The sequence below is a fragment of the Curtobacterium sp. ODYSSEY 48 V2 genome, assembly GCF_023712625.1.
Lineage (GTDB): Bacteria > Actinomycetota > Actinomycetes > Actinomycetales > Microbacteriaceae > Curtobacterium.
This window is the reverse complement of sequence record NZ_JAMAXX010000010.1, coordinates 47,803-73,451: the sequence shown is the minus strand read 5'-3', so window position 1 is coordinate 73,451 and position 25,649 is coordinate 47,803. Positions and strand designations below refer to the sequence as shown.

30 protein-coding genes are annotated in these 25,649 nt (G+C 72.7%); 19 read left to right on the top strand and 11 right to left on the bottom strand.

Annotation, left to right across the window (positions count from 1 at the left end; translation table 11 throughout):
* Positions 1 to 59 precede the first annotated feature (59 nt).
* The 4 genes from M3666_RS14880 to M3666_RS14865 are packed head-to-tail and all read left to right on the top strand — an operon-like array spanning position 60 to position 4,615.
* The gene (locus tag M3666_RS14880; RefSeq protein WP_251155625.1) at positions 60 to 980 is read left to right on the top strand and encodes a bacteriorhodopsin; all 921 of its coding nucleotides are present in this window, start codon (positions 60 to 62) and stop codon (positions 978 to 980) included.
* The gene (locus M3666_RS14875) at positions 967 to 2,397 is read left to right on the top strand and encodes a lycopene cyclase family protein (RefSeq protein WP_251155624.1); all 1,431 of its coding nucleotides are present in this window, start codon (positions 967 to 969) and stop codon (positions 2,395 to 2,397) included. The genes M3666_RS14880 and M3666_RS14875 overlap by 14 nt, the downstream gene beginning before the upstream one ends.
* Entirely contained in the window at positions 2,394 to 3,518 is a 1,125-nt protein-coding gene (locus tag M3666_RS14870; RefSeq protein WP_251155623.1) for a Brp/Blh family beta-carotene 15,15'-dioxygenase, read from the top strand. The genes M3666_RS14875 and M3666_RS14870 overlap by 4 nt, the downstream gene beginning before the upstream one ends.
* Positions 3,515 to 4,615: an AI-2E family transporter gene (locus M3666_RS14865; protein WP_209684795.1), complete on the top strand. Its 1,101-nt coding sequence runs from the start codon at positions 3,515 to 3,517 to the stop codon at positions 4,613 to 4,615. The genes M3666_RS14870 and M3666_RS14865 overlap by 4 nt, the downstream gene beginning before the upstream one ends.
* 45 nt (positions 4,616 to 4,660) lie before the next feature.
* Here the strand turns inward: M3666_RS14865 and M3666_RS14860 are convergent, their stop codons facing one another.
* Both M3666_RS14860 and M3666_RS14855 read right to left on the bottom strand, forming a co-directional pair.
* Positions 4,661 to 5,644 (bottom strand): TerC family protein, encoded by a 984-nt coding sequence (locus M3666_RS14860; protein ID WP_209684796.1) that lies wholly within the window; start codon positions 5,642 to 5,644, stop codon positions 4,661 to 4,663.
* 75 nt (positions 5,645 to 5,719) lie between these two features.
* Positions 5,720 to 6,172, bottom strand: a complete 453-nt coding sequence (locus M3666_RS14855) for a MarR family winged helix-turn-helix transcriptional regulator (RefSeq protein ID WP_308301856.1) — start codon at positions 6,170 to 6,172, stop codon at positions 5,720 to 5,722.
* 164 nt (positions 6,173 to 6,336) lie between these two features.
* Between M3666_RS14855 and M3666_RS14850 the strand changes: the two genes are divergently transcribed.
* From M3666_RS14850 to M3666_RS14800, 11 genes are all read left to right on the top strand, one after another.
* Positions 6,337 to 6,990, top strand: a complete 654-nt coding sequence (locus tag M3666_RS14850) for a hypothetical protein (protein WP_209684798.1) — start codon at positions 6,337 to 6,339, stop codon at positions 6,988 to 6,990.
* Positions 6,991 to 7,284: 294 nt separating this feature from the next.
* Positions 7,285 to 8,166, top strand: coding sequence for a S26 family signal peptidase (locus tag M3666_RS14845; protein ID WP_209684801.1), 882 nt, complete (start codon positions 7,285 to 7,287; stop codon positions 8,164 to 8,166).
* Positions 8,163 to 9,014 (top strand): LamG domain-containing protein, encoded by an 852-nt coding sequence (locus M3666_RS14840; protein ID WP_209684803.1) that lies wholly within the window; start codon positions 8,163 to 8,165, stop codon positions 9,012 to 9,014. The genes M3666_RS14845 and M3666_RS14840 overlap by 4 nt, the downstream gene beginning before the upstream one ends.
* A 142-nt stretch (positions 9,015 to 9,156) precedes the next feature.
* Entirely contained in the window at positions 9,157 to 10,365 is a 1,209-nt protein-coding gene (locus M3666_RS17180) for a sensor histidine kinase (protein WP_251155622.1), read from the top strand.
* Positions 10,353 to 11,015 carry a response regulator transcription factor gene (locus M3666_RS14830; RefSeq protein ID WP_209684806.1) on the top strand — a complete coding sequence of 221 codons (663 nt, stop codon included), beginning with the start codon at positions 10,353 to 10,355 and terminating at the stop codon, positions 11,013 to 11,015. Before M3666_RS17180 ends, M3666_RS14830 begins: the two co-directional genes overlap by 13 nt.
* A 57-nt stretch (positions 11,016 to 11,072) precedes the next feature.
* Positions 11,073 to 11,858: a DUF4097 family beta strand repeat-containing protein gene (locus tag M3666_RS14825; protein ID WP_251155621.1), complete on the top strand. Its 786-nt coding sequence runs from the start codon at positions 11,073 to 11,075 to the stop codon at positions 11,856 to 11,858.
* 165 nt (positions 11,859 to 12,023) lie between these two features.
* Entirely contained in the window at positions 12,024 to 12,461 is a 438-nt protein-coding gene (locus tag M3666_RS14820) for an ester cyclase (protein ID WP_066657448.1), read from the top strand.
* 79 nt (positions 12,462 to 12,540) lie between these two features.
* Positions 12,541 to 13,281, top strand: coding sequence for a copper resistance CopC family protein (locus M3666_RS14815; RefSeq protein ID WP_251155620.1), 741 nt, complete (start codon positions 12,541 to 12,543; stop codon positions 13,279 to 13,281).
* Entirely contained in the window at positions 13,278 to 13,994 is a 717-nt protein-coding gene (locus M3666_RS14810) for a CoA pyrophosphatase (protein ID WP_374109593.1), read from the top strand. The genes M3666_RS14815 and M3666_RS14810 overlap by 4 nt, the downstream gene beginning before the upstream one ends.
* Before the next feature lie 27 nt (positions 13,995 to 14,021).
* Entirely contained in the window at positions 14,022 to 14,279 is a 258-nt protein-coding gene (locus M3666_RS14805) for a VanZ family protein (RefSeq protein ID WP_251155619.1), read from the top strand.
* 22 nt (positions 14,280 to 14,301) lie between these two features.
* The gene (locus M3666_RS14800; RefSeq protein ID WP_209684815.1) at positions 14,302 to 14,688 is read left to right on the top strand and encodes a DUF1304 domain-containing protein; all 387 of its coding nucleotides are present in this window, start codon (positions 14,302 to 14,304) and stop codon (positions 14,686 to 14,688) included.
* A 21-nt stretch (positions 14,689 to 14,709) separates the two neighbouring features.
* Here M3666_RS14800 and M3666_RS14795 read toward each other — a convergent pair whose 3' ends face one another.
* A complete protein-coding gene (locus tag M3666_RS14795) occupies positions 14,710 to 15,111 on the bottom strand; it encodes an arsenate reductase ArsC (RefSeq protein WP_209684816.1) in 402 nt (133 codons plus the stop codon).
* Positions 15,112 to 15,287: 176 nt separating this feature from the next.
* On the opposite strand from M3666_RS14795, the gene M3666_RS14790 reads away from it, so the two are divergent.
* Positions 15,288 to 15,839, top strand: a complete 552-nt coding sequence (locus tag M3666_RS14790; protein WP_209684817.1) for an AAA family ATPase — start codon at positions 15,288 to 15,290, stop codon at positions 15,837 to 15,839.
* On the opposite strand, the gene M3666_RS14785 is transcribed toward M3666_RS14790, so the two are convergent.
* Together M3666_RS14785 and M3666_RS14780 are read right to left on the bottom strand one after the other, a co-directional pair.
* Positions 15,797 to 16,621, bottom strand: a complete 825-nt coding sequence (locus tag M3666_RS14785; RefSeq protein WP_209684818.1) for a DNA-formamidopyrimidine glycosylase family protein — start codon at positions 16,619 to 16,621, stop codon at positions 15,797 to 15,799. The two genes, M3666_RS14790 and M3666_RS14785, sit on opposite strands and share 43 nt — an antisense overlap.
* 41 nt (positions 16,622 to 16,662) lie before the next feature.
* On the bottom strand, positions 16,663 to 17,049 hold the full coding sequence (locus M3666_RS14780) for a MerR family transcriptional regulator (protein WP_251155618.1): 387 nt from the start codon (positions 17,047 to 17,049) through the stop codon (positions 16,663 to 16,665).
* A gap of 93 nt (positions 17,050 to 17,142) precedes the next feature.
* Between M3666_RS14780 and M3666_RS14775 the strand changes: the two genes are divergently transcribed.
* The gene (locus tag M3666_RS14775) at positions 17,143 to 17,844 is read left to right on the top strand and encodes an SDR family oxidoreductase (RefSeq protein ID WP_209684819.1); all 702 of its coding nucleotides are present in this window, start codon (positions 17,143 to 17,145) and stop codon (positions 17,842 to 17,844) included.
* 9 nt (positions 17,845 to 17,853) lie between these two features.
* Here the strand turns inward: M3666_RS14775 and M3666_RS14770 are convergent, their stop codons facing one another.
* The 6 genes from M3666_RS14770 to M3666_RS14745 form a co-directional block, all read right to left on the bottom strand.
* Positions 17,854 to 18,558 carry an alpha/beta fold hydrolase gene (locus tag M3666_RS14770; protein WP_251155617.1) on the bottom strand — a complete coding sequence of 235 codons (705 nt, stop codon included), beginning with the start codon at positions 18,556 to 18,558 and terminating at the stop codon, positions 17,854 to 17,856.
* Positions 18,559 to 18,711: 153 nt separating this feature from the next.
* Positions 18,712 to 19,485, bottom strand: a complete 774-nt coding sequence (locus tag M3666_RS14765; protein WP_251155616.1) for an RES domain-containing protein — start codon at positions 19,483 to 19,485, stop codon at positions 18,712 to 18,714.
* Positions 19,482 to 19,859: a hypothetical protein gene (locus M3666_RS14760; protein WP_251155615.1), complete on the bottom strand. Its 378-nt coding sequence runs from the start codon at positions 19,857 to 19,859 to the stop codon at positions 19,482 to 19,484. The genes M3666_RS14765 and M3666_RS14760 overlap by 4 nt, the downstream gene beginning before the upstream one ends.
* Before the next feature lie 142 nt (positions 19,860 to 20,001).
* Entirely contained in the window at positions 20,002 to 21,849 is a 1,848-nt protein-coding gene (locus M3666_RS14755; RefSeq protein WP_251155614.1) for a BCCT family transporter, read from the bottom strand.
* A 33-nt stretch (positions 21,850 to 21,882) separates the two neighbouring features.
* Positions 21,883 to 23,127 carry a DUF2254 domain-containing protein gene (locus M3666_RS14750; protein WP_209684821.1) on the bottom strand — a complete coding sequence of 415 codons (1,245 nt, stop codon included), beginning with the start codon at positions 23,125 to 23,127 and terminating at the stop codon, positions 21,883 to 21,885.
* 154 nt (positions 23,128 to 23,281) lie between these two features.
* On the bottom strand, positions 23,282 to 23,923 hold the full coding sequence (locus tag M3666_RS14745) for an SDR family oxidoreductase (protein WP_251155613.1): 642 nt from the start codon (positions 23,921 to 23,923) through the stop codon (positions 23,282 to 23,284).
* Between the two features lie 98 nt (positions 23,924 to 24,021).
* Between M3666_RS14745 and M3666_RS14740 the strand changes: the two genes are divergently transcribed.
* Together M3666_RS14740 and M3666_RS14735 are read left to right on the top strand one after the other, a co-directional pair.
* Positions 24,022 to 24,507 (top strand): DUF4126 family protein, encoded by a 486-nt coding sequence (locus tag M3666_RS14740; protein ID WP_066657411.1) that lies wholly within the window; start codon positions 24,022 to 24,024, stop codon positions 24,505 to 24,507.
* Between the two features lie 144 nt (positions 24,508 to 24,651).
* Positions 24,652 to 25,623, top strand: coding sequence for an NAD(P)-dependent oxidoreductase (locus tag M3666_RS14735; RefSeq protein WP_209684822.1), 972 nt, complete (start codon positions 24,652 to 24,654; stop codon positions 25,621 to 25,623).
* The last annotated feature ends 26 nt before the right edge of the window (positions 25,624 to 25,649 follow it).

Sequence of the window (25,649 nt, the reverse complement as noted above, 5' to 3'; positions counted from 1 at the left end):
GAGCAAGTTCTCCTGGTCGGCGGTGTCCCGCTGACCCTCGATCCCCCGGAAGGACCCCCATGTCGGATGCACTCGCTCCGTGGAACGCGACGCTGACGCTCGCGGAGCACACGCTCATCGTCTACGCACTCTCGGTCGCGGGACTCGCGCTCTTCGCGTTCTTCGTGAAGTCGTGGGTCTCGGTCAGCGAGGTCACCGGCCGGTACCGCAGCGGCGTGTACGCGGGGTTGTGCATCACCGGCATCGCGTTCCTGTCGTACGTCCTGCTCGTGCTCGAGTTCGCGATCGGCTACGACCGCAAGGGTGCGTCCTGGGTGCCGAACGCGAACGCGATCCTGTCCTGGGCGCCGCGCTACTTCGACTGGACCGTCACCGTGCCGCTGCTGGTGATCGAGCTCATCGCCGTCGCCACCCTCGCCGGTGCCGCGGCCCGTCGACTGCGTGCGGTGGGCATCGCCGCCGCGTTCCTGATGATCAGCACCGGCTTCGTCGGCGGCGTCGTCATCGACTCCGGCACGAACACGGGCGCGCTCTGGACCTGGGGCGTCATCTCCGGCATCTTCATGGTGGTCCTGTACGTCCTCGTCGTCTACGTCGTCGTCAAGGGCGGCCGTGACCTCAAGGGGACCGAGGCCGCCGGGACGCTCCGCAACGCCGGGATCCTGCTCATCGTCACGTGGATGGCGTACCCGGTCGTCTTCGGCCTGCAGGGCTGGGGGCACGGCGGCGCGGTCATCACGTGGATGCAGATCGTGCTGTCGGCAGCCGACATCGTCGCGAAGGTCGGCTTCGGGTCGATGATCCACAAGATCGCCAAGCTCCGCTCCGCCGAGGACGTCCGCACCGGCGTCGACACCCTCCCCGAGGCGCTCTGGATCTCGTCCGAGAAGCTCTCCGACGGCACGCTCCCGAACACCGCCACGGCGCACCACTCGCAGCACGCCACCGCCGCCCCCGGTGCGCAGCGTGCTCGTCGCTGACCCGACGGTCGCGACCAGCCAGGGGGTCGGAGCGCACCGCGTCCCGGCCCCCGGCCCCGTCCGTCCGGCACTGCCCGGCACCGTCGACGTCGCGATCGTCGGAGCCGGCTGCTCCGGCCTGGCCACCGCGATCCGGCTCGCCGAGGCCGAGGCCGAGGCCGCGACCGAGACCGAGACCGGGGCCGGTGCCGGTGTCGGTGCTGGTGCCGAGGCCGGTTCCGCGGGCGCACCGACCGTCCTCGTGCTCGAGGGGCGCTCGACGCCCGACCCGCGCTCGTGGTGCTCGTGGGACGACGGCAGCGATCCCCTGCCGGAGGCGCGGTCGGCGAGCTGGGACCGGTGGGAGGTCCGCACGGACCACGGGACGAGCACCGGGACCGACCCCGCACACCCCTACGTGCTCGTCCGGGCCGCCGATCGTCGGGAGGCAGCCGAGCGACGGATCGCCGCGGGTGGCCACGACACCGCCGGGACCGTCCGCGTCGTCGGCGGTGCCCCCGTCTCGACGGTCGTGCGCACCGACGACGGGTGCGTCGTGACCTCCCGACTCGGGACGGTGCGCGCACGGCAGGTGCTCGACGCCCGTGGACCCCGGTGCCCGGACCACGTCGGCGCAGGCCGCGTGCTCCTGCACCAGCGGTTCGTCGGACACTGGGTCACCGCCGACCGACCCGTGTTCGACACGTCGACCGCGACGCTCATGGACTTCACCGGACAGGACGCCGCCGGACCTGCCCGGTTCGTCTACGTCCTGCCGGTCTCCCCCACCGAGGCGCTCGTCGAGAGCACGGTCTTCACCCCGGACGCCGCCGACCCGTTCGACCACGAGGGCCACGTCGCCGGCTACGTCGGGCGACGGTGGGGGCTCCGTCCGGACGAGTGGCGCGTGGTCGACGAGGAACGCGGGTGCATCCCGATGACCGACGCACCCGCACGGCCCGACGCCCGGTGGTCGGCAGCGACCGCCGTCGTGGGGACGACCCGACCGAGCAGCGGCTACGGGTTCGCCCGCAGCAACCGGCACAGCGCGGTCGTCGCGCAGCACCTCGCCGCCGGGACCGCGGTGCCGCCGTTCGTCGACGGGTGGCGGACGCGCTTCCTCGACGCGGTGTTCCTGCGGTTCCTGCGGGACCGGCCGGAGCAGGCAGCGGAGGCGTTCCGGCGGCTCTTCGCGCTGCCCGGTCCCCTCGTCGTCCGGTTCCTGTCGGAGCGGTCGGGCCCGATCGACGAGCTGCGCATCGTCCTGGCGCTGCAGAAGCGCCCGTTCCTGGCGGCACTGGCGCGGACCGTCCGTGACGCGGTCGTCCGGACCCGGACGGACCCGGACACGATCGCCCAGACCCGGACCCAGACCCGGACCCGGACCCGGACCCGGACGGACCGGGACACGGCCGTCCGGTCCGGGGGCCGATCGTGACCGCGGTGCCGGCGGGCGTCCTGCCCGACCGCGGGCTCGCGGCGCCGCCCGCGCTCCGCACCTGGGTCGCCGACCGCGTGCTCGCGCCGGTGACCGCGGTGCTCGCGCTCGTCGCACTCGCCTGCGCCGTCACGACGCTCAGCGGCGCTGCCGTCCCCGTGGCGGTGCAGCTCGTGCCCTTCGCGGTGAGCGTGCTGGTCTTCGGGCTCCCCCACGGCGCCCTCGACCACCTGGTCCCCGCGCGCCTGCGCCCGGGGACGAGCACCGCGCGGTCGGTCGTCACCGTCGTGGCGCTCTACCTCGTCGTCGGCGCGGCGACGGTCGCGCTCTGGACCACCGCACCGCTGCTCGGCTTCGCGGTGTTCGTCGGGATCACCTGGTTCCACTGGGGGCAGGGCGACCTGTTCGTCGACCGGCTCCTCGGCGACGGCGTGCCGGGCGCGCTCGGGTCCAGCCTGACCGTGGCGGTGCGCGGAGCCCTGCCGATGACCGTGCCGTTCGTCGCGCAGCCGGGTGCCGCCGCGCACGTGGTCGTCGAGTCGGCGGCGGTGGTCGACGGCGGGCTCGACGGCGCCGTGCTCGTGGTGCCCGGCGCGGTCCGGCTCGCCGGCGCCGTCCTGGTCGCCGCGCTCGTCGTGCTGCACGTCGTGGTCGTCGCCCGTGCCGGCGGACCGCGCTGGCGGCAGGTCTCCGAGGACCTCGTGCTCGTCGCGTTCTTCGCCGTCGTGCCGCCGGTGCTCGCGGTCGGCCTCTACTTCACGCTGTGGCACGCGGTCCGGCACATCCTGCGCCTCGAGCTGACCGAGCCGACGAGCGCGGGACAGCTGCACCGCGGGCGGCTGCTCGCGCCGTTCCTCCGCTTCGCCCGTCAGGCGTGGCCGATCACCGCGATCGCGGTGGCGATGCTCGTGGCACTCGCCGTCGTGGTCCGCCGAGCCGACCTCGGCGTCTACCTGGTGCTCATCGCGGCACTCACCACCCCGCACACCGTCGTCGTCACGTGGATGGACCACGTGCAGCGCACCTGGTCCCGACGCACACCGGACCACGTGACGCACCCCCGTGCCGAGCGCTCGACCGAGCGCCCGGCACCAGCACCCCGAACGAAGGACACCCCGTGACCACCACACCCGCTCCCCGCCCGTCCGGCCTGCGCACGGGCGCGGTGTTCGCGGGTCGCATCCTCGTCATCGCGGCGGCCGTCGGCCTGGTCGGGTGGATCGCCTTCACCCTGTCGAACGTCGTGGTGCCCCTGCTCATCGGGCTGGTCGTCGCCGCGCTGCTCGTGCCCTTCAGTGCCCTGCTGCAGCGTCACGGTGTCCCGGGGTGGCTCGCGATCGTCCTCGCGCTGCTGTCGCTCGTCGTCGGGATCGCCCTGCTCGTCTTCCTGGTCGTCTGGCGCGTCAGCGAGCAGCTCCCGAGCCTCGAGGACCGCACGGTGGCGCTCATCGGCACCGTGCAGGACCTGCTGCGGCACCCGCCGTTCGGCCTGCCGTCGGTCGACCTCGACACGCTCTCGACGGACGCCAGGACCTTCGTCGAGCAGCACGCCGCCGAACTGCAGCAGGGCGTCGTCGTCGCGGGCGCCACCCTCGTGCACCTCGGCGAAGGGCTCTTCATCGTGACCTTCGTGACGATCTTCGCGCTCACCGGCGGACGGAGGATGTGGGAGTGGGTCGTCTCGCTCTTCCCCCGGGCCGCGCAGCACCGGATCGGCGTCGCCGGCGAGGCCGGGTGGACGACCCTGACGCACTTCATCCGCGTGCAGGTCGTCATCGCGGCGACGGACGCGATCGGCATCGCACTCGGCGCGTTCCTGCTCGGGGTGCCGCTCGCCGGGCCGATCGGTGTCGTGGTGTTCGTCGGGGCGTTCATCCCGGTCGTCGGGGCCTTCGCCGCCGGGGCCGTCGCGGTGCTCCTGGCACTGCTGTTCAAGGGCTGGGTGGTCGCCCTGGTCATGCTCGGGGTCGTCGTGCTCGTGCAGCAGCTCGAGGGCCAGGTGCTGCACCCGTTCCTGACCGGGTCCGTCGTCGCCGTGCACCCGCTCGCGGTGCTGCTGGCGGTGATCGCCGGCACGACGATCGGCGGGATCGCCGGCGGGTTCTTCGCCGTACCGCTCGCCGCGACCGCGAACTCGATGATCCGGGCGGCCCGGCAGGACGACCCCGACGTCGAGATCGCCCTGCCGATCCCGCAGAGCGCCGAGCCCGCCGCCTGACGCGGCCGCAGGGTCAGCGCCGGCCGACCACCGCGGCCCGGACGGTCAGCGCCCGCTGACCACCGCGTCCCGTCGCATCCGGACGAGGCTCGCCCCCGTCGCGCCCGCCATCGCGACGAGGATCACCACCAGGGACACCCACGTCGGGATCTCCGGCGCCCACGAGAACCCCTCGCCCCCGTTGAGGAACGGCAGCTCGTTCTCGTGCAGGGCGTGCAGCACGAGCTTCACGCCGATGAACGCCAGGATGAGCGCGATCCCGTACTTCAGGTAGACCAGGCGCTCGAGCAGCCCGCCGAGCAGGAAGTACAGCTGCCGCAGACCCATCAGGGCGAACACGTTCGCGGTGAAGACGATGAACGCGCTCTCGGTGATGCCGAAGATCGCCGGGATCGAGTCGAGCGCGAACAGCAGGTCCGTCGTGCCGATCGCGATGAGCACGATGAGCAGCGGTGTGAAGTGCTTCGCCCCGTCCTGGGAGACGCGGAACTTCATGCCGTCGAACTCGTCCGTGATGCGCACCCGACGGCGCAGCAGGCGGACGAGGGCGCTGTCCTGCTGCTCCTCGTCGTCGTCCTCACGGAGCTGCTGGATCGCGGTCCAGATGAGCCACGCGCCGAACAGGTAGAAGATCCAGGTGAAGTCCTCGATGAGTTGCGCGCCGACCAGGATGAACACCCCGCGCAGGACCAGGGCGATGATGATGCCGAGCATCAGCACCTCCTGCTGGATCGCCTTCGGCACGCTGAACCGCGCCATGATGATGACGAAGACGAACAGGTTGTCGATGCTCAGGCTGTACTCGGTCAGCCAGCCGGCGACGAACTGCCCTGCGGCGTCCCCGCCGGCGAAGACGAGCATGAGCACCGCGAAGACGAGCGCGAGCCCCACGTAGACACCGACCCACGTGCCCGATTCGCGCAGGCTCGGGACGTGCGGTCGGCGGGCGACGATGAGCAGGTCGACGAGCAGGATCGCGACGAGCGCGATGATGGAGCCGACCTCGAAGACGACGGGGAGCTGGGGCATCGTTCCAGTCTGGGGCATGCGGACGGGAGGCGCGCGGCGGGCCCGCGACGTCCCTTCCGTCCGCCGCGTCCCGGTTCAGTCCCCGCGGACGCCGATCGCGTCGGCCGCCTGCTCGTACAGGCTGGTCGCCAGGGAGTTCAGCACCTCGTGGAGCTCGCCGCCGTGCGCGCCGTCGACGGCGCGCAGCATCGCGCCGTAGCGCGTGCGGTAGTCCTCGACGACGGCGTCGCCAGCCGGGAGCAGGCGCAGCAGGGACCCCCGTCGGTCCGCGGGGTTGGGTGCGCGCTCGATCAGTCCGGCGGCCGTCATGCGGTCGATCATGTTCGTCACCGCACCCGAGGTCAGCCCGAGGTAGCCGGCCACCTCGGTGGGGGTCGAGTACCCGGTGTCGCTGACGAGCACGAGCGCACGCAGGGCGTTCTCGTGGATGCCGGCTTGCGCGCTGAGCTGGCCGACCAGGCTCGTGTTCGCGCGGACGACCGCGGCGAACGCCGCCATCAGGTCGGCGTCGTCGGTGGAGGGGGCCACGGGACCTGCTTCCGTCGAAGGGGGGACACGGGGCGTCCCCCGCTCTGGGGTAAGTATACGAGTGGTCAAATTGGTGAACAACTGACTATCTTGATCATTGAAGCAAGTGAGCCCGAACCACTTGCTCCGACTGCCCGCACCACCACCGAACGATGAGGTACACCGTGTCCACCAAGCTCCGCACCTCCGCGATGAAGCGGATCCGTTTCGCCCCCGTGGCACTCCTCGCCGGCATCTTCGCCGCCGTCCTGCTGTCGCTCTCGCTCACCGGCACCCTCTCCGGGTTCGCCGCGAGCATCACCAACTCGAGCAACACCGCCGCGACCGGCACGCTGGTCATGCAGGAGCAGAACGCCGGCGCGACCGTCACCTGCCTCAGCACCGACGGTGGTTCGGTCTCCACGAACGCGGCGACCTGCTCCACCATCAACAAGTTCGGTGGCAGCACGACGATGACGCCCGGCAACACCGTCAACACCGCGATCTCGATCAAGAACACCGGTACCGCGAACGCCGCGACCTTCACGCTGACCCCGGGTGCGACCTGCACGCAGTCGGCCAACGGCACGCAGAACGGCACCGCGACCGACCTGTGCGCGAAGATGAACCTCGTCATCACCTCGGGCTCGACCACCGTCTTCAGCGGCACCCTCGCCAGCTTCAAGGGTGCGCCGGCCTCGTCCTTCACGATGCCCCAGGCCCCCGCCGCCGGCGCCACCGTGCCGTTCAACTTCGCGGTCACCCTCGACCCGTCGGCCGGCAACACGTACCAGGGCCTCGCAGCGTCCGTCCCGATGACCTGGACCTTCACCGCCTGACCCGCAGGGAGCGAGCCGGCGTGACGCCCTGATCCCGTCCCGCCGGCACGGTACCCCCCGCTCCCAGACCGAACTCCACAGACCGACGCCCCCCGACCGGCCTCCCCCCTTCCGGCCGGGTGACGTCACCCCCGGCGCAGTCCGACCGTCATCCCCCCGTCCGGTCGGACGCGTCCACCCCGGCGGCGCTCGGACGTCCCCCCACGCCCGAGCGCCGCCCCCCTTCCCCACGCACTCCCCGCACCCGCACCACCCGCCGTCCCTCCGGGGCGGCCGACCCCACCGGAGCAGCAGATGAGCCAGACCGCAGCGATCCCGCTCAGCGGCACGCTCGACCGTCCGGTCCTGCGCGGCCGTGCCGTCAGCCGCTCCGAGACCGTCCTCGCCTGGACGGTCGCCGCGGTCGCCGCCGTGCTGCTGACCGCCGCGGTGCTGTTCCTGTCCGCCGGTGGTCGCTGGTTCGTCGTCGAGACGCCCTCGATGGGCGTGGCCGCCCCGGTCGGCACCCTCGTGCTCGACATGCCGGTCGACGTGGACACGCTCGCGGTCGGCGACGTCGTCTCGTTCGCGACCGATGCGAACCCCGGCGTCGTCTACACGCACCGCATCATCGGCATCGACGCGCAGGGCCTGCACACCCGCGGGGACATCAACGGTGCCACCGACCCGTGGACGCTCACGCAGCACGACGTCATCGGCGCACCGGTGCTCCTCGTGCCCCACCTCGGCTGGCTGTTCCGCGCCGCACCGATCCTGCTCGTCGGCACCCTGCTGATCTGGACGCTCACCAGCGCCTTCACCGACCGCGTGACCCGCACCTGCCTGCGCATCGCCGGTGGTGCCCTCACGACCTCGTACGCAGCCTTCGTCCTCAAGCCGTTCGTGAACGTGACCACGATCACGAACACCTCGAGCCCCGAGGGGGTCGAGGCGACCATCGTCTCCTCCGGGATGTTCCCCGTCCGCGTCGAGGCCCACGGCGGCACCACCGTGCACCTGGTCGACGGCCAGGTCGGACGCGTCGTCATCCACGAGCTCACGGCGAACGGGCACTACCAGCTGACCTCGAACATCCACCTCGACCCGGTCGGCTGGGCTGCGCTCGTCCTGGTGTGCCTCGTGCCGCTCGTGCTCTGCCTGGCCGTCGGCCGTGTCGAACCGGTGCGTGCCTCGTGAGGGCCGGTCGCCTCCGCGACGGCCGGGTCGTCGCCGCACTGCTCGTCGTCGCCCTCGCCGTGGTCGTGCTGCTCAACCAGTTCGCTCCGACGCGGTCCGCGTACAGCGCGACCGTCGCGAACACCGGCAACACCGCGGCGACCGCGCCGTACTTCACCTGCGGTGCCGCAGCGCTGGCCGACGCCTCCGGCGCGCTGTTCGCCTACGACCTCGACGAGGCTGCCGGCGCGAAGACCGCGGCGGACTCGTCGGGCAAGGGCAACGCCGGCACCTACCAGGGGTCGATGACCACGACCGCGAACCCGGCAGCGTGCTCCCGCGACGGTGGTCCGGCGTACACGCTGAACGGGTCGACGAGCTTCGTCTCGACGCCGCGGGCCTACGCGAACCCGACGACCTTCAGCGAGGAGGTCTGGTTCCGCACCACGGTGGCCGGTGGACTGCTCATCGGCTTCGGCAGCAACCAGGTCGCCACCTCGGGGCAGCACGACCGGCAGATCTACGTCAACACCTCGGGGCAGCTCGTGTTCGGCTCGTACAACGGCACCACGCAGGTGATCACGTCCCCGAAGGCCGTCACCGACGGTGCGTGGCACCACGTCGTGTCGACGATGTCGCCGACGAACGGGATGCGCCTGTACCTGGACGGCACCCTCGTCGCGTCGAACACCGCGTTCAAGGCCCCGGAGAACTACACCGGGTACTTCCGCATCGGGTACGACACCATCAGCGGGTGGCCGGGGGCGCCGTCCAGGGAGTACTTCACCGGGTCGATGCGGTACGCCGCGGTCTACTCGACGGAGCTGTCCGCGACGCAGGTCGCGAACCACAACGCCGCCGGTCGCTGACCCACCGACACGGCGGACGGGAGGCGCGTGACGGGGTCGCCGCGCGCCTCCCGTCCGTCCGTGGGCGGGTGGGGGAAACCCCCACCCGATCGTGCGGTCACCACCGTCGAGCGGTGCTCGCGTCCGCCCCTACTGTGAAGCCGTGCAGAAAGCGATCGCCCTCTGGAGCTCCGCCGTGGACCTCCTCCTCGACGCGTTCCTCGGCCTCGTCTGGACCGTCCTCCTCGTCACGTTCCTCGCCACCTCGATCGGCAGCATCCCCGCCGCCGGGGTCGGGGTGCTCCTGCTGGTGGCCACGACCCTGACGGCCCGGTGGGCCGCCGAGCTCGAGCGCCGCCGCGCCGCGGCCCTCCGCGACGTCGAGATCCCACGGCCGATCCGCCGGACGACCCGCACGACCGGGCTCTGGCGTCCCGTGGTGCAGGCGTTCGTCGACCTCGCCGACCCGGTGACCTGGCGGGCGCTGGCGCACCACCTGGTGTCCACCGTCCTCGGGTGGGGGTTCCTCTCGCTCGTGACGCTCGCTCCGTTCATCGTGACGACGGCTCGATCCGGTCCCCTGCCGGGACTGCTCCCCGGTGGCACGGCCGGTGGTGTCACGGCGAGCGTGGTGCTCCTCGTGGTGACCGTGCTCTACGTGTGGGGCGCCGGCAGTCTCGACCGGGCGCTCGCACCGCTGCTCCTCGGCTCCAGCCGGACCGCGGCGCTGCAGGACCGCATCCACGCCCTCGCCGACGCCCGGCAGGGTGCGGTCGACGCCGCGACCACCGAACGACTCCGCATCGAGCGCGACCTGCACGACGGCGTCCAGCCCCGGCTCGTGGCGCTCGCGATGACCCTCGGCATGGCCCGGTCGCGCTTCGACAGCGACCCCGCGGCCACCCGGGAGCTCCTCGACCAGGCGCACCGCGACGCGAAGGACTCGATCACCGAGCTCCGACAGCTCGCCCGAGGCATCCACCCGGCGATCCTCACCGACCGGGGGCTCGACGCCGCGCTGTCCGCCGTGGCCGCACGCAACGCCGTCCCGACGACCGTCGACGTGGTGCTCACCGGTCGACCGCGGCCCGAGGTCGAGGCGGTCCTCTACTTCGCCGTCGCCGAGGCGTTGACGAACGTCGCGAAGCACTCCGGTGCCACGCGGTGCGCCGTCACCGTCGACCAGGTGCCCGGCGGTGTCCGGACCGTCGTGTGGGACGACGGGGTCGGTGGCGCCGGCACCGACGGTCACCCCGGCGGCGGACTGAGCGGGATGCGCGACCGCGTCCGCGCCGCCGGCGGCACCCTGCTGACCGAGAGCCCCGTCGGCGGCCCGACCCGAGTGACCGTGGAGCTCCCGTGCGCATCGTGATCGCCGAGGACGCCGTCCTCCTGCGGGCCGGACTCGTCCGCCTGCTGACCGACGCCGGGCACGAGGTGACGGCGGCCGTCGACACCGCTCCCGCCCTCCTCGACGCCGTCGCCGCCGACCGCCCCGACCTGGCGATCGTCGACGTGCGGATGCCCCCGACCTCCACCGACGAGGGGGTGCGCGCCGCGGTCCTCATCCGCGCGCAGCACCCCGGGGTCGCGGTGCTCGTGCTCTCCCAGTACGTCGAGGAGCGCTACGCGGCCGACCTCATCACGAGCGACACCGCAGGACTCGGGTACCTGCTCAAGGACCGCGTGGTCGAGGTCGACGAGTTCCTCGGTGACGTCGCGCGGGTCGGTTCGGGTGGCACCGTGTTCGACCCCGAGGTGGTCGCGCAGATCCTCGCCCGCTCGCGCCGCACGGACGGCATCGACACCCTGTCCCCGCGGGAGCTCCAGGTCTTGCAGCTCATGGCCGAGGGTCGGTCGAACAGCGCGGTCGCCGCTGCGATGCACATCACCGAGAGCTCGGTCGAGAAGCACGTCTCCGCCGTGTTCACGAAGCTCGGCGTCCCGGCCGAGGGCACCGGCAACCGCCGCGTGCTCGCCGTGCTCCGCTACCTGTCCGAGGCCGCCGGCCGGGGACGCTGACCGCGCACCCGCCCCGCCCGCCCACCCCGCACCAGCACCCGAAGGAACGAGATCCCCGTGACGACCATCGCCCCGCCCACCAGCTCCACGCCCCCGCCGGCTCCCCGACGTCCCCGCACCCTGCGGACCGTCCTGCTCGTGGTCGGCTCCGTGCTGCTCGTCGCACTGCTCGCCGTCGTCGTGGTGCAGTCCGTCGCCGCCAGCGACCGGCAGGACCACTCACGGACGAGTGCCGTCGACGAGTCCTTCGACCGCATCCGGATCGAGACCGGAGCCACCGACGTCCGCGTCGAGCGGGTCGACGTGGACCGCACGGAGGTCGTCTTCGTCGCCGGTGACACCCGACTCCGTGAACGGCACGCGGTCCGCGACGGGGTGCTCGACCTCACGGTGTCCGGTCCGGCGTGGAGCATCGTCGACCTCTCCGTCGGGGTCCGACAGGGCGCCCACCTGACCGTGCGGGTGCCTGAGGACGCCGCGGACGTCCCGGTCGAGGTCGACGCCACCGCCGGCGACGTGCTGCTCGCTGGCAGCTGGGGTGACGTCGCACTGACGAGCACCGCCGGTGACGTCACGCTCGACGGGCGGGCGGACGCCCTCGCCGTCGAGGCGACCTCGGGCGACGTGCAGCTCACCCTCGCTGCGGCGCCGCGGAGCATCACGGTCGAGACGACGTCGGGCGACCAGGTGGTCAGCCTGCCGGACGGCGACTACCGGATCACCGCCGAGGCCACCGTCGGCGACGTCGACAACGAGCTCGGTACCGATCCCGGTGCCGCGCAGCAGTACCGGTTCACGGCGGTGGCGGGCGACGTCGAGATCCAGCGCGGGACCGACCGCTGACCGGTCGGCGGACGGACGGGAGGAGCGTGGCGGGGTCGCCACGTTCCTCCCGTCCGTCGCCACCGTCGTTCGCCGATCGGACAGCGTGTCCCTCGGACACTCGGGTCGTTCCGGGGTCTCCGGCGTAGCCATGACCCTCACCGTCCGACCACGGGAGGAACCCACATGACCAAGGACGCGAACGCCGCCACGCAGGAGAAGCTCGGCGGGATCCTCGAGGCCCGCGACTGGGGTCGCATGCACGAGGCCTGGCACGAGGACGTCGTCGACCACGACCCCGCACCCGGGCAGGCGCCCGGACTCGCCGGCATCGTCGACTTCTGGACGGAGTTCACGACGGCGTTCCCCGACGTCACGCTCGAGGCCGACCCGCTGATCGTCACCGACGACTTCGTCACCGCGGTGTTCACGATCCACGGCACGCACACGGGTCCGTTCCAGGGGCACGAGCCGACCGGACGCTCGTTCACCGTCCGTGGCATCCAGGTGTCGAAGTTCGTCGACGGCAGGATCGCGGAGCGCTGGGGCTCGACGGACCAGCAGGGCATCGAGGAGCAGCTGCAGCTCGGCTCGTCCGACGTGCAGTTCGTCAGCAAGGGCTGACCGGGCCGCTCTGCCGGACGCCCCGGGTACGCTCGGGGCGTCCGGTACCAGCCGGGTCCGCCCTCGTCGAAAGGCACCCGTGCGTCTCCGACCCCTCCTCGCCACCGTCCTCGTCGCAGCGCTCGCGCCCGTCCTGTTCGTCGCCGGGCCGGCATCGGCCCACGACGTGCTGGTCGCGTCCGACCCGGTGGCCGACGTGACGGTCGCGGGTGACCTGGACCGCATCACCCTGACCCTCTCCGAGCCGCCGCTCAACGGCCTGCAGACCGGCATCGTGATCAGCGTCACCGACGCCCAGGACGCCGAGCACACGTCCGGCGAGGTCACGGTCGAGGGCAACACCATCGGCAAGGACCTCGACATCTCCGAAGCGGGGTCGTACTCGGTGCGGTGGCGGAGCGTCTCCGTCGACGGGCACCCGATCTCCGGCGAGTACCGGTTCGCGTCGAGCGGCCCGGCAGCGCTCGACTCCTCGACGACCTCGGGCATCGCGGAGACGCCGACCCCGACCGCTGCTGCGTCCTCCGCAGCGCCGACCGCGACGGCGACGGCGGACGCCGCGTCCGGCACCTCCGACGAGGTGTCGGCGACCCAGGCGGCCGCCGCCCCGGTCGACCACCGACACCACACGATCCTGCTGCTGATCGTCGCGCTGGTCGTCGTCGTGTTCGCCGGCGTCGTCGGCGTCCGCGCCCTGCTGGCCCGTCGGAACGGTGTCCCCGCCGCGGGACCGGACGTCGAGGACGACACCGCCGGGCACGACTCGGGCGAGCACGGCACGGTCGGGCACGGCACGGACGAGGACGGCACACGGCGGTGACCCGGGCGGCGCAGGTCCCGCCGGCCGACGCTGCCCGCGCGGCGCTCGCCGCCGTCGCCGGTCCCGACGCCGTCCCGCTCGTGCCCGCGATGCCGAGCACGCCGGACCCCCGGGCGGCGGCCGTGCTCATGCTCTTCGGAGTGCTCGACCGCACCCCGAGCACGCGCCCCGCCGTCGCCGACGCCGTGCACCGTGACCTCGACGTCCTGCTGCTCGCCCGCGCCTCGACCCTCCGCTCGCACCCGGGCGAGATCGCGTTCCCCGGCGGGCGCATCGACCCGGACGACGTCGACGCGCCCGCTGCGGCTCTGCGGGAGGCCCGCGAGGAGACCGGGCTCGACCCGTCCGGTGTCGAGGTCCTCGGCGCACTGCCCGCCGTACCGCTCGCGCACTCGAACCACCTGGTGCGGCCCGTGCTCGGGTGGTGGCGCGAACCGACGCCCGTGCGGGTCGTCGACGAACGGGAGTCCGCCGCCGTCTTCCGGACGCCCGTGGCCGACCTGCTCGACCCGGCGAACCGCGGGGTGACCGTCCTCCGCCGCGGCGGCCGGGAGTGGCGGGGGCCGGCCTTCACGGTACGGTCGGACCACGGCGTGCACACGCTCTGGGGGTTCACGGCGATGCTGCTCGACGCGCTCTTCGACCGGCTCGGCTGGACGGAGCCCTGGGACGCGGCGCACGAGCTCCCGCTCCCTGCGCACCGAAGGACCTGACCCCTGCTCTCCACCCTGCTCGTCGAGGTGCCGTGGCTCGCCTCCGGCGTCCTCGTCCCGGTGGTGTTCCTGGCCGGGCTGCGCACCAGCCGGCCACTGCTGACGGCGGCTGCCGGCATCGGCCTGTCCGCCGGCATCGAGGCGGTGCAGGCGTTCGTGCTCGGCATCGGCCGGGCCTGCGACACGAGCGACCTGGTCACGAACGGCATCGGCGCGGTGATCGGCGGCCTGCTCGCGGCAGCGGCGCTCGGGCTCGTGCGACGCCGGGCCACGCGACGTCGCTGACCGGACGTCGTAGGGTCTGGGCATGACCGTCGTCGCCCTGGTGCTCGCCGCCCTCGCCGCGCTCCTGCACGTCTGGATCTTCGTGCTCGAGTCCGTCCTCTGGACCACCCCGCGTGCGCGGAACACCTTCGGCACCTCCGAGCAGGAGGCCGCCGCCACACGCTCGCTCGCGTTCAACCAGGGCTTCTACAACCTGTTCCTCGCCGTGCTCGTCCTGGTCGGCATCGTCGTCGTCGCGTCGGGCGGCACCGCCGTCGGCCTGACGCTCGTCGTCGCCGGCACCGGGAGCATGCTGGCCGCCGCGCTGGTGCTGTTCACGAGCGACGCGACGAAGCGCCGTGCCGCCACCACGCAGGGCGCGCTGCCGCTCCTCGCGCTGCTCCTGCTCGGGATCGCCGCGCTGGTCTGACCGAGCGGTCGCGGCGCTGGTTCAGAGCAGCTCGGCGAGCAGGGCCTCGACCCGGCGGCGGACGTCGTCGCGCACCGGGCGCACCTGGTCGATCGGCAGGCCGGCCGGGTCGGTGAGCGCCCAGTCCTCGTAGCGCTTGCCCGGGAAGACCGGGCACGCGTCCCCACAGCCCATCGTCACGACGACGTCCGCCTGGCGCACCGCGTCGGTGGTCAGGACGGCGGGCTGCTCCCCCGCGATGTCGATGCCCTCCTCGGCCATCGCCTGCACCGCGACGGCGTTGATGCGGTCGGCGGGCTCCGACCCGGCGGAGAAGACGTCGACACGGTCGCCGCCGAGGTGCCGGAGCCACCCGGCTGCCATCTGCGAGCGGCCGGCGTTGTGGACGCAGACGAACAGGACGGCGGGCTTCTGGTCGGGCACGGTGACTCCGGGGGTCGTCGGGACGGGGTGGGGTCATCCTGCCGCACCGAGGTGAACGGACGGGCCCGGCGGCGGACGGGAGGCCCGTGGCGGGCCGGCACCGTGCCTCCCGTCCGTCCCGTGGCGCGTCCAGATCGTGACCCACCCGAGCGGGTCGGTGCGGTAGCGTCCGCGGGGTGATCGTGTGGATCAACGGCACCCACGGGGCCGGCAAGACGACGACGGCCCGCCTGCTGCAGCCGATGCTGCCCGACGCCCACGTGCTCGACCCGGAGAAGATCGGCGAGGTCCTGATGGACGTCCGACCGGCGCTGCCCGACCACGGGGACTTCCAGCACTGGGCCCCGTGGCGCCCCCTCGTCGTCGAGACCGCGCGGCGGGTGCTCGACCAGGTCGGCGGCACCCTCGTCATGCCGCAGACCGTGCTGGTCGAGGCCTACTGGCGGGAGATCGCCGACGGGTTCGCGCAGCACGGGATCCCGGTGCGGCACGTCGTCCTGCACGCCGACCAGGACACCCTGCGCCGACGGATCGAGGACGACGCCGTCGTCGGCTACTCGACCTTCCGGATGAGCCGCCTCGCCCCGTACGCCGAGGCGGCGGACGGCTGGCTGCACGACGCCGCCGAGGTCGTGTCGACCGTCGGACGCACGCCCGAGCAGGTCGCCCGGGGCATCGCTGACGGTCAGCCCGCGGCGGTCCCGGCGAGCCCGATCGCCGCGGGCTGACAGCGGGGACACCACCAGACGCGTCGGGGCGCGGAGCCGACCACCTCGACGTCGTCGCGGGCGCGCACCCGCGTGCCGCAGCGCAGGCACGGCCGACCGGCCCGCCCGACGACCCAGTGGCGCTCCCCACGACGGAGCACCCCCGTCGTCACCTGGTGGGCGTCCGGTGTCGTCGCCGAGTGGCGGAGCATCCGCTGCGCGGTGTCGAGCAGGGTCCCGACGTCGACCGTGCCGATCGGCCGGTCCGGGTGCAGCCCGCGGACGAAGCCGAGCTCGTTCGCCCAGAGGTTGCCGAGCCCGGCCACGCGCCGCTGGTCGAGCAGGACCGTGCGCACGGGCAGGTCCGGGTCGGCCGTGCAGCGTCGGACGGCCTCGTCGCGGTCGAAGTCGTCGTGGAGCAGGTCCGGGCCGAGGTACCCGACCGCCAGGTGCTCGTCGCGGGTGGGGAGCAGCTCGACCACGGGCAGCGCGATCCCCCACACCGTCCGTCCGTCGTCGAGGGCCATGCGCACCCGGGCGTCCTGCGCGGCGCGGACCGGCAGCCGCTTCCCCGCACCCGTCGTGGTCCACGAACCGGTCATCCGCATGTGGGTGTGGAGCGTCGTGCCGTCGTCGAACCGGGTGAGCAGGTGCTTGCCGTGCGTGGCGTGGGCGACGATGCGCCGGCCGCCGAGCGGGGTGCCGGCGTCGGCGCCGCCGCGGAGCTCGCCGCGGGCGACCAGGGCCCCGTCGACGGCACGGAGTCGAGCTGCCAAGCGGTGGACGGAGTCACCCTCGGGCATGCCCTCACGCTAGGCGGGGCCACCGACAGCGTCGGCGTCCCTCAGGCCGCGGCGGCGTGCTCCCGGAGCGCCGGGCAGTGCTCGGGCGTCGGGTGCTCGGTGATCGCGATGACCTCGTCGAGCCGGTCGCGGGCGGCCTCGAGCTCCGCGAGCTGTGCGGTGATCCGGTCGCGCTCGGCGACCAGCAGCGCGAAGGACTCCGGCGTCGCCACCCCCGCGTCGACGCACGGCAGCAGCTGCACGATGGTCCGGCTCGGGAGTCCGGCGGCGAAGAGCTGCTGCACGAGCTGCACCCGTTCGACGGACGCCGCCGCGTAGGACCGCTGGCCACCCGCGGTCCGCTCCGCGCTGAGCAACCCCTGCTCCTCGTAGTACCGCAGCGAGCGCACGCTCGCACCCGTCGCCGCAGCGAGGTCACCGATCCGCACGTCGTCTCCGATCCACACTTGCACCTGACACCGATGTGAGGTCCTACCGTAGCCGAGCCGCAGCGGGAAGGACCCGCCAGGCAGGAGGACACCATGGACATCGCCGGATCCGTCGCACTCGTCACCGGGTCGAACCGGGGCATCGGCCGCCGCTTCGTCACCCAGCTGCTCGAGCGCGGCGCGTCGAAGGTCTACGCGACCGCTCGCCGCCCCGAGCTCGTCGACATCGACGGCGTCGAGGTGCTGCCGCTCGACATCACCGACGAGACGTCGGTCGCCGCTGCGGCTGCCGCCGCGCAGGACGTCACGCTGCTCGTCAACAACGCCGGGATCGCCGGGACCGGCTCGCTCCTGCGCGACGACCTCGCCGACGCGCACCGGCTGCTCGACACCCACCTCTGGGGCACCCTGTCGATGCTGCGGGCCTTCGCACCGGTCATCGAGCGCAACGGTGGTGGCGCGGTGGTCAACGTGCTCTCCGCGCTCTCCTGGTTCGCGTACCCGGGGTCAGGTGCCTACGGGGTGGCGAAGGCCGCGGAGTGGAACATGACGAACGCGGTCCGGCTCGAGCTGCGCGACGCCGGGATCACGGTCCAGGGGCTGCACCTCGGCGCGGCCGACACCGACATGATGGCCGGGTACGACGGCCACATGACCGACCCGGCCGACGTCGCACGCGCGTCGCTCGACGGGGTCGAGCAGGGGCTCGCGGAGGTCGTCGTCGACGAGTGGAGCGCGATGGTCAAGGCGTCGCTCCAGCAGACGCCGGACGTGCTCGCGGCGCAGCTGGGCTGACAGGACCGCTCAGGTCAGGAGCGGTTCCAGCACGTCGACCACCAGGTCCGGACGAGTGACGAACGGGTGGTGGCCTGTCGGCAGCTCGACGGCACGCGTCGCCCTGGATGCGTGATCGCGCTGCAGGGCCGCCGTGGTGCTGCGGTCGTCGAGGCAGACCAGCGCAGTGGAGTCGACGTCGGCCCACCCGCGCCGTGTGGTCGGGGAGCCGAACGCCTCGGCGGCCTGGCTCGTCGTCCGGTCGAAGGCCGCGCGCTGGGTCGCCTCGTCGGCGTCCTGCAGGAAGCGGGCGCCGAAGGACGCCGGGTCGTACCCGTCGAGTGCGACCCGGCCGTCCTCGACCCGCACCGTCACCGGGTCCGGCTCCTCGGACATGATCGATCCCTGCGACGCTCCGACCGGCGGTGTGTAGCTCGACACGAGCACCAGGTGGCGGATCGAGGGGTGGGAGCCGGCCTCGGCGATCACCGTGCCGCCGTACGAGTGCCCGACCAGCACGACGTCGTCGTGCTGGTCGAGCACGGCACGGAGTGCGGCGGCGTCGGCCTGCAGGTCACCCCCGGCGGCGTCCGTCTCCCCGCACGACGGCAGGGCGACGGCCGTGCTGGGGACGCCGGTCCGTTCGCGGAGCAGGTCAGCGGTGGGGCGCCACCACCAGGCGCCGTCGCTCACGAGGGCGCCGTGGACGAAGACGAGGACGGGTGCACCGGTCATGCCCTGAACCTAGGCAGCGCCCGCGGACATGTCCGCCGTGTTCGCCGAGGGCGACCGCAGACGGACGGGAGGCGCGGTGCCAGCCGGCACCGCGCCTCCCGTCCGTCACCTGGTCGCCGCCGGACCGGGACGGTCTCCGGGGAACTCCTGACGTCAGAAGGCTCGAAGGCCGAATCGGTGCGTCGCCGTACGGAAGTCGGGGTCGCCGAGTCCGATGGCCTGGCTGGACACCACGGACAGTTCCCGAGTCCTGTCGAGCCAGGTCGCCCGGCACCAGGATTCGCCGTGCTTGCTCCCGAAGTGGATGCCGAGCGGACGGGTCTGATCGTCGAGCACGGCGTCGTGCACGAGGTCGGCGACGGCGGTGGTCACCGATCGGTCGTCCGATCGGAGGGTGGCTGTGGTGAACGACGCCCAACCGCCGACGAGCAGGTGCGACCGGAGACTGGGTTCGACGGCGCTCAGGGTGTCGGGGTGCTCGACGTCGACGAACCAACCGGTGCTCGGGTGCTCCAGCGAGAGGACCGTCCGGTCATCGCGCCACGATCGTGGGAGGGTTCCGGTCTGCATGAACGACCGTTCGTCCCAGTCGGCGGCGACATCGGCGAGGAACTCCTCGAGGGTCAGCCCGACAGCAGCAGCATCCACCTCGAGCGCGCTGCCCGTCCCGAGGGGGATCTTGAACGCCGCGAGCACCTCGGCGAATGCACCGGTGCGGAGTTCGGCCGTGTAGTAGGTCTCCGTACCGGCGGCGTCGTAGCGACCCCAGCTCGAGCGTTCCGTTGCAGCGTGGTCGCCGTGCCGACCTCGAGTCGGTGCGGACACCGGCGGGTAGTTGCTCTTCGCGATGCGGTACCCGGTGTCGCTCCGAGCAGGAAGGAGTCGGAGCCCCGTCGTCGTGCAGGTGCGTGGCCCTCGGCTCGTCACGTGTCCGCGGTGCCCTCCATGAACGACTGCACTGCTCGCCCGAGCTGCGCAGCGTCGTCCTCACGGACGGCGGTCAGTGGAGTGCGCTCCTCGAGGAACGGATTGGCGCCGATGAACCAAGCGCGGGCGACGTGCGCACCCTCGTGCTCCGCGATCGCGTTCCACGTGCGAGAGAGCAGCCGGAGTCGCCGCTCGAAGTCGTTCCCCGGGCGAGGACCGTCGGACTTGGCCCACTTCAGCGGGAGCTTGCGGTCCTTGCTCCCGGTGGCGGCAGCTACGAGTGTCGGGCCGAGAGCCGCGTTCAGTTCCTGCACGAGTTCCCGCAGGTCGAGCCGCGTCGACCGCGCGTGGTGCATCCCTGCTGCAACTGTCATGCCCCCAGTTTTACACCCCGGTCCCCCGTGCCACCAGCAGACAGTGCGACGAGCTGCCCGGGCCGTGCGGCGTACGGCGCACGGACGGACGGGAGGCGCGGTGCCAGCCGGCACCGCGCCTCCCGTCCGTCACCGGGTCGCGTCAGGAGCCGGGGCGCTCCTCCGGGCGGTCGGCGGACGTGTCCGCCGGCGCCGGGTCGAGGGTCGCGTCGATGCCGGGGTCCGGCGAGACGGTCTGCGTGTGCACCGGGAAGGCGTCCGGCGAGGTGCTGACCTCGCCGACGGCCGACGCGGAACGCCCACGGCCGCCGCGGATCCGGCGCACCAGGTCCCAGGGGCGACCGGACTGCCGCTGCTCCGGTGCGTCGACCTCGAGACCGTAGTACGCGCCGACGTGCTCGAGCAGGACCTCGCGCTCCGCCTTGTCGTACGCCCGGCGTTCCCGGTTGAAGGCGATCACGGTGGACCAGCAGACCATGAGCAGCACGACGCTGAACGGGAGTGCCGTGGTGATCGCCGCGGTCTTCAACGCGTTCAGCCCGCCGGTCAGCAGCAGCGCGACGGCGAGCAGGGCGGCGACGACCGCGAAGAAGACGCGGAGCCAGTTCTTCGGCTCGATGTCACCGCCCGAGGCGATCATCGCCATGACGAGCGACCCCGAGTCCGAGGACGTCACGAAGAACACACCGATGAGCAGGATCGCGCCGAACGTCAGCACGACGCCCGCGGGCAGGTCGGCGAGCAGCGTGAAGAGCGATCCCTCGACGTCGACGGAGCCGTCCGCGCCGACGAGGCCGCCGGCACCGTCGGTCTCCTGGTGGATCGCGGCACCGCCGAGGACGGCGAACCAGAGGAAGGTGAGGGCGGTCGGCACGAGCAGCACGCCGAAGACGAACTCACGGACGGTGCGACCGCGCGAGATCCGGGCGATGAAGATGCCCACGAAGGGGGCCCACGACATCCACCAGCCCCAGTAGAACGTGGTCCAGGCGCCCTGCCACTCCTCGCCCGCGGCGCCCTGCTGCGCGGTGACGTTGAAGGACAGGCCGACCACGTTCTGCAGGTAGGCGCCGATCGACTGGACGAAGTCGCGGAGCAGGAACTGCGTGGGGCCGACGATCAGGATGAAGAGCAGCAGTGCCGCCGCGAGGATGAGGTTGAAGTTCGAGAGGATCTTCATGCCCTTGGTCACACCGGTGACCAGGGAGACGATCGTCACGGCGGTGATGACCGCGATGATCGCGATCTGGCTGACGGTGCTGCTCTCGGCGAGGCCCGCGCTCTCGAGGCCGGCACCGATCTGGATGACACCGAGGCCGAGCGAGGTCGCGACACCGAACAGCGTGCCGATCAGGGCGATCACGTCGATGAGGTTGCCCCACCCGCCGCGGACGCGGTTGCCGAGCAGCGGTTCGAGTGCCCAGCGGATCGAGACCGGGCGGCCCCTGCGGTGGATCGCGTACGCCAGGGCGAGGCCGAGGACGACGTAGATGGCCCAGGCGTGCAGGCCCCAGTGCAGGAAGGTCTGGGTCATCGCCTGCTGGGCGAGCTGGTTCTCGGTGCCCGTGACACCGGGCCGGGGCGAGGCGAAGTGACTGAGCGGCTCGGAGACACCGTAGAAGACGAGGCCGATGCCCATGCCCGCAGCGAAGAGCAGGGCGAACCACGAGCCGGTGGAGAACTCGGGTTCGTCCTGGTCCTTGCCGAGCTTGATGTCGCCGTACCTCGAGAAGCCGACGAACAGGGAGAACCCGACGAAGAACGCCGCGATGAGCACGTAGTACCAGCTGAAGTTGCGGACGATCCCGCTCTGCAGTGCGGTGAACACGGCCTCGGCGGACGACGGCGCGATGAGGGTCCAGGCGACGAAGCCGAGCACGATCACGGCGGCCGGCCAGAAGACCCAACGAGCGAGCTGGGGGGTGGTGCGGACCGGCTCACCGGGCCGGAGTTGATCGGATGCGGTTGCGGGTGGTCTGGTGGTGGCCATCCGTCCATGGTGCCTGATGTGCTGTGGAACCGTTCAGGCGGGGCTGTCCTGGCCGGGGTCGACGGTCCGCGCACGCATCGTCGCGACGAGTCCGCGCCGCCGCTGGGACGCCTGCTGCTCGAGCCGACCGGCCAGCCGGTCGGCGGCACGCTCGACGAGCGGCTGCCCGGCGCCGTAGTGGCCGACGGTCGCGAAGAGGCCCGCCACGAGGTCCTCCGGTGCCGGCCAGTGCTGCAGGACGCGCGGCGCTCCCTCCGGGCCGAGCAGCGCCGTGACGGCCGCCCGGTCCCGCCAGAGCGGCACCAGGACCGGCGTCGCCATGTCCAGGGCGCTGACCGCGGTGTACGGGTCGTTCGAGCCGGAAGCGAGCCCGCGGACGGCGATCTCGACCAGCTGCTGCAGGGCGAACTCGACGTCCTGCACGGGCGTCCTGGCGGTGCCGAGGACCACCGCGGCGCGCAGCGTCCGAGCGGTGGCGGCGTCGACCGTCGGCCTGCTGCCCCCGTCCGCGCGGACCCGGACGACGACGTCGCCCTGGATCACGTACCGGCCCGGGGTCGCGACGACGTCGACGAGACGGTCGTTGCGGCCCGCCCAGGCCGTCAGGGCCCGCCACTCCACCGACTGCACGTAGCCGTCGGCCGCAGCCCGGACCGCGGACCACCCGTCCTCGGGCACGACGACGGGGGCGATCGTCCGTCGATCGTCGTCGCCGTCCCGGTAGGCCTCGTCGACCGCTGCACGCAGGTCGGTCTGCACCTGCCGCTGCAGCGACGTGATCTGCGTGCTCGACGCGATGTGGTGGATGAAGAAGACGAGCACGCCCACGTCGAGCACGGCGAGCAGGACCGCGACGTGGATCGCGACGACGGGGACGAACGGGTCGCCGTCGTCGACGTCGGTGTGCACCGTCCGCAGCACGACCATCGCGTAGAGGAACGTCGACGTGAACGCCGCGAGCACGAGCTGGTTCGCCCGGTCGGCCGTGAAGTTCCGCACGAGCCGCGGGCCGTACGTCGAGGACGTGGTGGCGAGGACCGAGATCGTGATCGAGAACGACGTCCCGGCGACCGTGAGCATCGCCGTGCCGATCGTCGTCAGGATCGACCGACCGCCCCCGGCGCTCAGCGCGTCGAGGAACGGCACCGCGGGGACCCGCCCGTCGAGGACCTCGCGGTCGAGGGTGACGAGCAGCTGCGCGGCGACGATCGCCACCACACCGAGCACGGCCGGCAGGAACCAGAAGGACTCCCGGATGCGGACGAGGAGAGCGTGCATGGACTGGTCCGTTCGTCCCGGTGGTCAGAAGTCTCGCGACGTTTCGGTGACGGGGCCCCCGATCCGTCGGAGGTGGACGCGCCGCACGAGCCCGATGACCAGCTCGTGGTCCCCGATCTCCAGTGTGAGCGACCGGGGGGCGTCCGCCACGCGGTCAGCCCCGGAGGAAGTCGGCGATCGCCGTGTCGCCGCCGTTGAAGCGGATGGTCCGACCGGCCGTCGACGGGTCCTCGAGCACGTCCGCGACCACGTGGGCCACGTCACCGCGCGGGACCTGCGACGCCGAGCCGTCCCAGTCGACCGAGCCGGTCGGCTCGTCGTCGGTCAGGGTGCTCGGCGCGACGACCGTCCACTGCAGCCCGGAGTCCCGGAGCACGGCATCGGCGATCATCTTGGACTGCGCGTACGCGAAGAAGTCCTGGTCCTGGGGGATCCCGTGGTCGAGCTTCGACCCGGACCACGAGACCATCACGTAGCGGTCGACCCCGGCCTGCGCGGCGCCCTGCACGGACAGGACGGCGGCGTCGCGGTCGATCGCCCAGGTGCGGTTTGCCGAACCGCCGCCGGCACCGGCCGACCAGACGACGGCGTCGTGCCCGCGGACCAGATCGGCGAAGTCGGTGAGCGACTGCTCCTGCACGTCGGCGACCCGGGGCTCGCCGCCGTGGGCGCGCACCTCGTCCTGCTGGTCGGGGTCGCGGATCACGGAGGTCACGCGGTGTCCGCGCTCGGTGAGGATCCGGGTGGCGAGGAGCGCGACCTTGCCGTGGCCGCCGAACAGGATGACGTTGCTCATGGCCCGGACGGTACGCGGTGCGGCTCGGAAGCGGCGGGAGCGGGTCCGTCCCCCAGCGCCCGGCGAGTACCGTCCGGTGCGACACGACGGGAGAACCGATGAGCAAGCACGACGAGCAGCACACCCTGGTCCGCACTCTGGCACTCGGGTTCCTCAGCGGTGGACGGAGCAGCACCCCGCTGGCCGTCCTCGCGCTGAACCACGACAACAAGGCCGTCAAGGGCGACTGGCAGCAGTGGAAGGCCTTCAGCTCGCCGCTCGGCCGCGGCCTGCTCGTCGCGTCCGCCATCGGCGAGCTCGTCGGCGACAAGTCCCCGAAGGCCCCCGCCCGCATCTCGCCGCTCGGCCTGGTCGGCCGCATCGGTGCCGGTGCGTTCGCGGGTGCGGCGCTCGGGACGACCGGTCGGCGGGACCTCCGACTCGAGGGCGCGATCCTCGGAGGCGTCGGCGCGATCGTCGGCAGCTTCGCCGGGTGGGCCGCCCGCAAGCTCCTCAGCAGCTCCGGCCTGCCCGACCCGGTCGGCGCGCTCGCCGAGGACGCGGCGGTCATCGCCGGCTCCGTCAAGGTGGTCAGCGGGTCCTGACCGGACCGACACCGGACGGGAGGCACGTGGCGGACCCGCCACGCGCCTCCCGTCCGTCCGGTGTCCGGTCCGTCGCCGTCCCGTCCGCCGGGGAGCACCGGCAGGGCCTGCCGCACACGGGGACGCGCGCCTAGCGTGGCCCGCATGGACATCGTCGTCATCGGAGCCACCGGCCACATCGGCACCTTCCTGGTCCCCCGCCTCGTGCGCGCCGGGCATCGCGTCAGGGTCGTGACGCGCGGCACCAGCAGCCCGTACGCGGAGGCTCCCGAGTGGGAGCAGGTCGAGCGGATCACCGCCGACCGCGAGCAGGAGGACCGGGACGGCACGTTCGGCGACCGGATCGCCGCTCTCGGCGCCGACGCCGTGGTCGACCTCGTCTGCTTCACGCTCGGGTCGGCCGAGCAGCTCGTCCGGGCGCTCCGCGGCAGCCGGACCCACCTGGTCCACTGCGGGTCGATCTGGCGCGCCGGCGTCTCGCACGTCCTGCCGATCACCGAGGAGACCGCCACGCCGCCCTTCGGCGAGTACGGCACGCAGAAGGACGCCATCGCCCGGATGCTCCTGCAGGAGACCGCCGACGGCGGGGTCGTCACGACGTCGATCCACCCCGGGCACATCAGCGGTCCGGGCTGGATGCCGATCGGTCCGCTCGGCAACCTCGACCCCACGGTGGTCGAACGGCTCGCCGCGGGCGAGGTCGTCGAGGTCCCGGGCCTCGGCGCGGAGTCGATGGCCCACGTGCACGCCGACGACGTCGCGCAGCTGTTCCAGCTCGCGGTCGAGCAGCGGGACGCCGCCGCCGGGCAGGACTTCTTCGCGACCGCCCCGACGGCGCTCACGGTGCGCGGGTACGCCCACCTGGTCGCGTCGTGGGCCGGCCGGGAGGCACGGCTCGAGTCCGTCGACTGGGACCGGTTCCGGCAGACCACGGATCCGGAGCACGCCGACGCGAGCTGGGAGCACCTGTCCCGCAGCCAGGTGTTCAGCACCGAGAAGCCGCGGCGTGTCCTCGGGTACGCACCGGCGTACACGGCGTCGGCGACGGTGCGCGATGCGCTGCGGTGGCAGGCGGAGCACGGCGACCTCGACGTGCCGGAGTCGTTCCGCCCCTGATCCCGCGGCGCGCCGACGTCAGCCCG

What these genes read in the sequence shown, in the direction of transcription:
- M3666_RS14880 (WP_251155625.1), top strand. Translation starts at nt 60, where the DNA reads ATGTCGGATGCACTCGCTCCGTGGAACGCGACGCTGACGCTCGCGGAG.
- M3666_RS14860 (WP_209684796.1), bottom strand. Translation starts at nt 5,644, where the DNA reads ATGCCCCAGCTCCCCGTCGTCTTCGAGGTCGGCTCCATCATCGCGCTC.
- M3666_RS14845 (WP_209684801.1), top strand. Translation starts at nt 7,285, where the DNA reads ATGAGCCAGACCGCAGCGATCCCGCTCAGCGGCACGCTCGACCGTCCG.
- M3666_RS14820 (WP_066657448.1), top strand. Translation starts at nt 12,024, where the DNA reads ATGACCAAGGACGCGAACGCCGCCACGCAGGAGAAGCTCGGCGGGATC.
- M3666_RS14800 (WP_209684815.1), top strand. Translation starts at nt 14,302, where the DNA reads ATGACCGTCGTCGCCCTGGTGCTCGCCGCCCTCGCCGCGCTCCTGCAC.
- M3666_RS14785 (WP_209684818.1), bottom strand. Translation starts at nt 16,621, where the DNA reads ATGCCCGAGGGTGACTCCGTCCACCGCTTGGCAGCTCGACTCCGTGCC.
- M3666_RS14775 (WP_209684819.1), top strand. Translation starts at nt 17,143, where the DNA reads ATGGACATCGCCGGATCCGTCGCACTCGTCACCGGGTCGAACCGGGGC.
- M3666_RS14770 (WP_251155617.1), bottom strand. Translation starts at nt 18,558, where the DNA reads ATGACCGGTGCACCCGTCCTCGTCTTCGTCCACGGCGCCCTCGTGAGC.
- M3666_RS14760 (WP_251155615.1), bottom strand. Translation starts at nt 19,859, where the DNA reads ATGACAGTTGCAGCAGGGATGCACCACGCGCGGTCGACGCGGCTCGAC.
- M3666_RS14755 (WP_251155614.1), bottom strand. Translation starts at nt 21,849, where the DNA reads ATGGCCACCACCAGACCACCCGCAACCGCATCCGATCAACTCCGGCCC.
- M3666_RS14750 (WP_209684821.1), bottom strand. Translation starts at nt 23,127, where the DNA reads ATGCACGCTCTCCTCGTCCGCATCCGGGAGTCCTTCTGGTTCCTGCCG.
- M3666_RS14745 (WP_251155613.1), bottom strand. Translation starts at nt 23,923, where the DNA reads ATGAGCAACGTCATCCTGTTCGGCGGCCACGGCAAGGTCGCGCTCCTC.
- M3666_RS14740 (WP_066657411.1), top strand. Translation starts at nt 24,022, where the DNA reads ATGAGCAAGCACGACGAGCAGCACACCCTGGTCCGCACTCTGGCACTC.
- M3666_RS14735 (WP_209684822.1), top strand. Translation starts at nt 24,652, where the DNA reads ATGGACATCGTCGTCATCGGAGCCACCGGCCACATCGGCACCTTCCTG.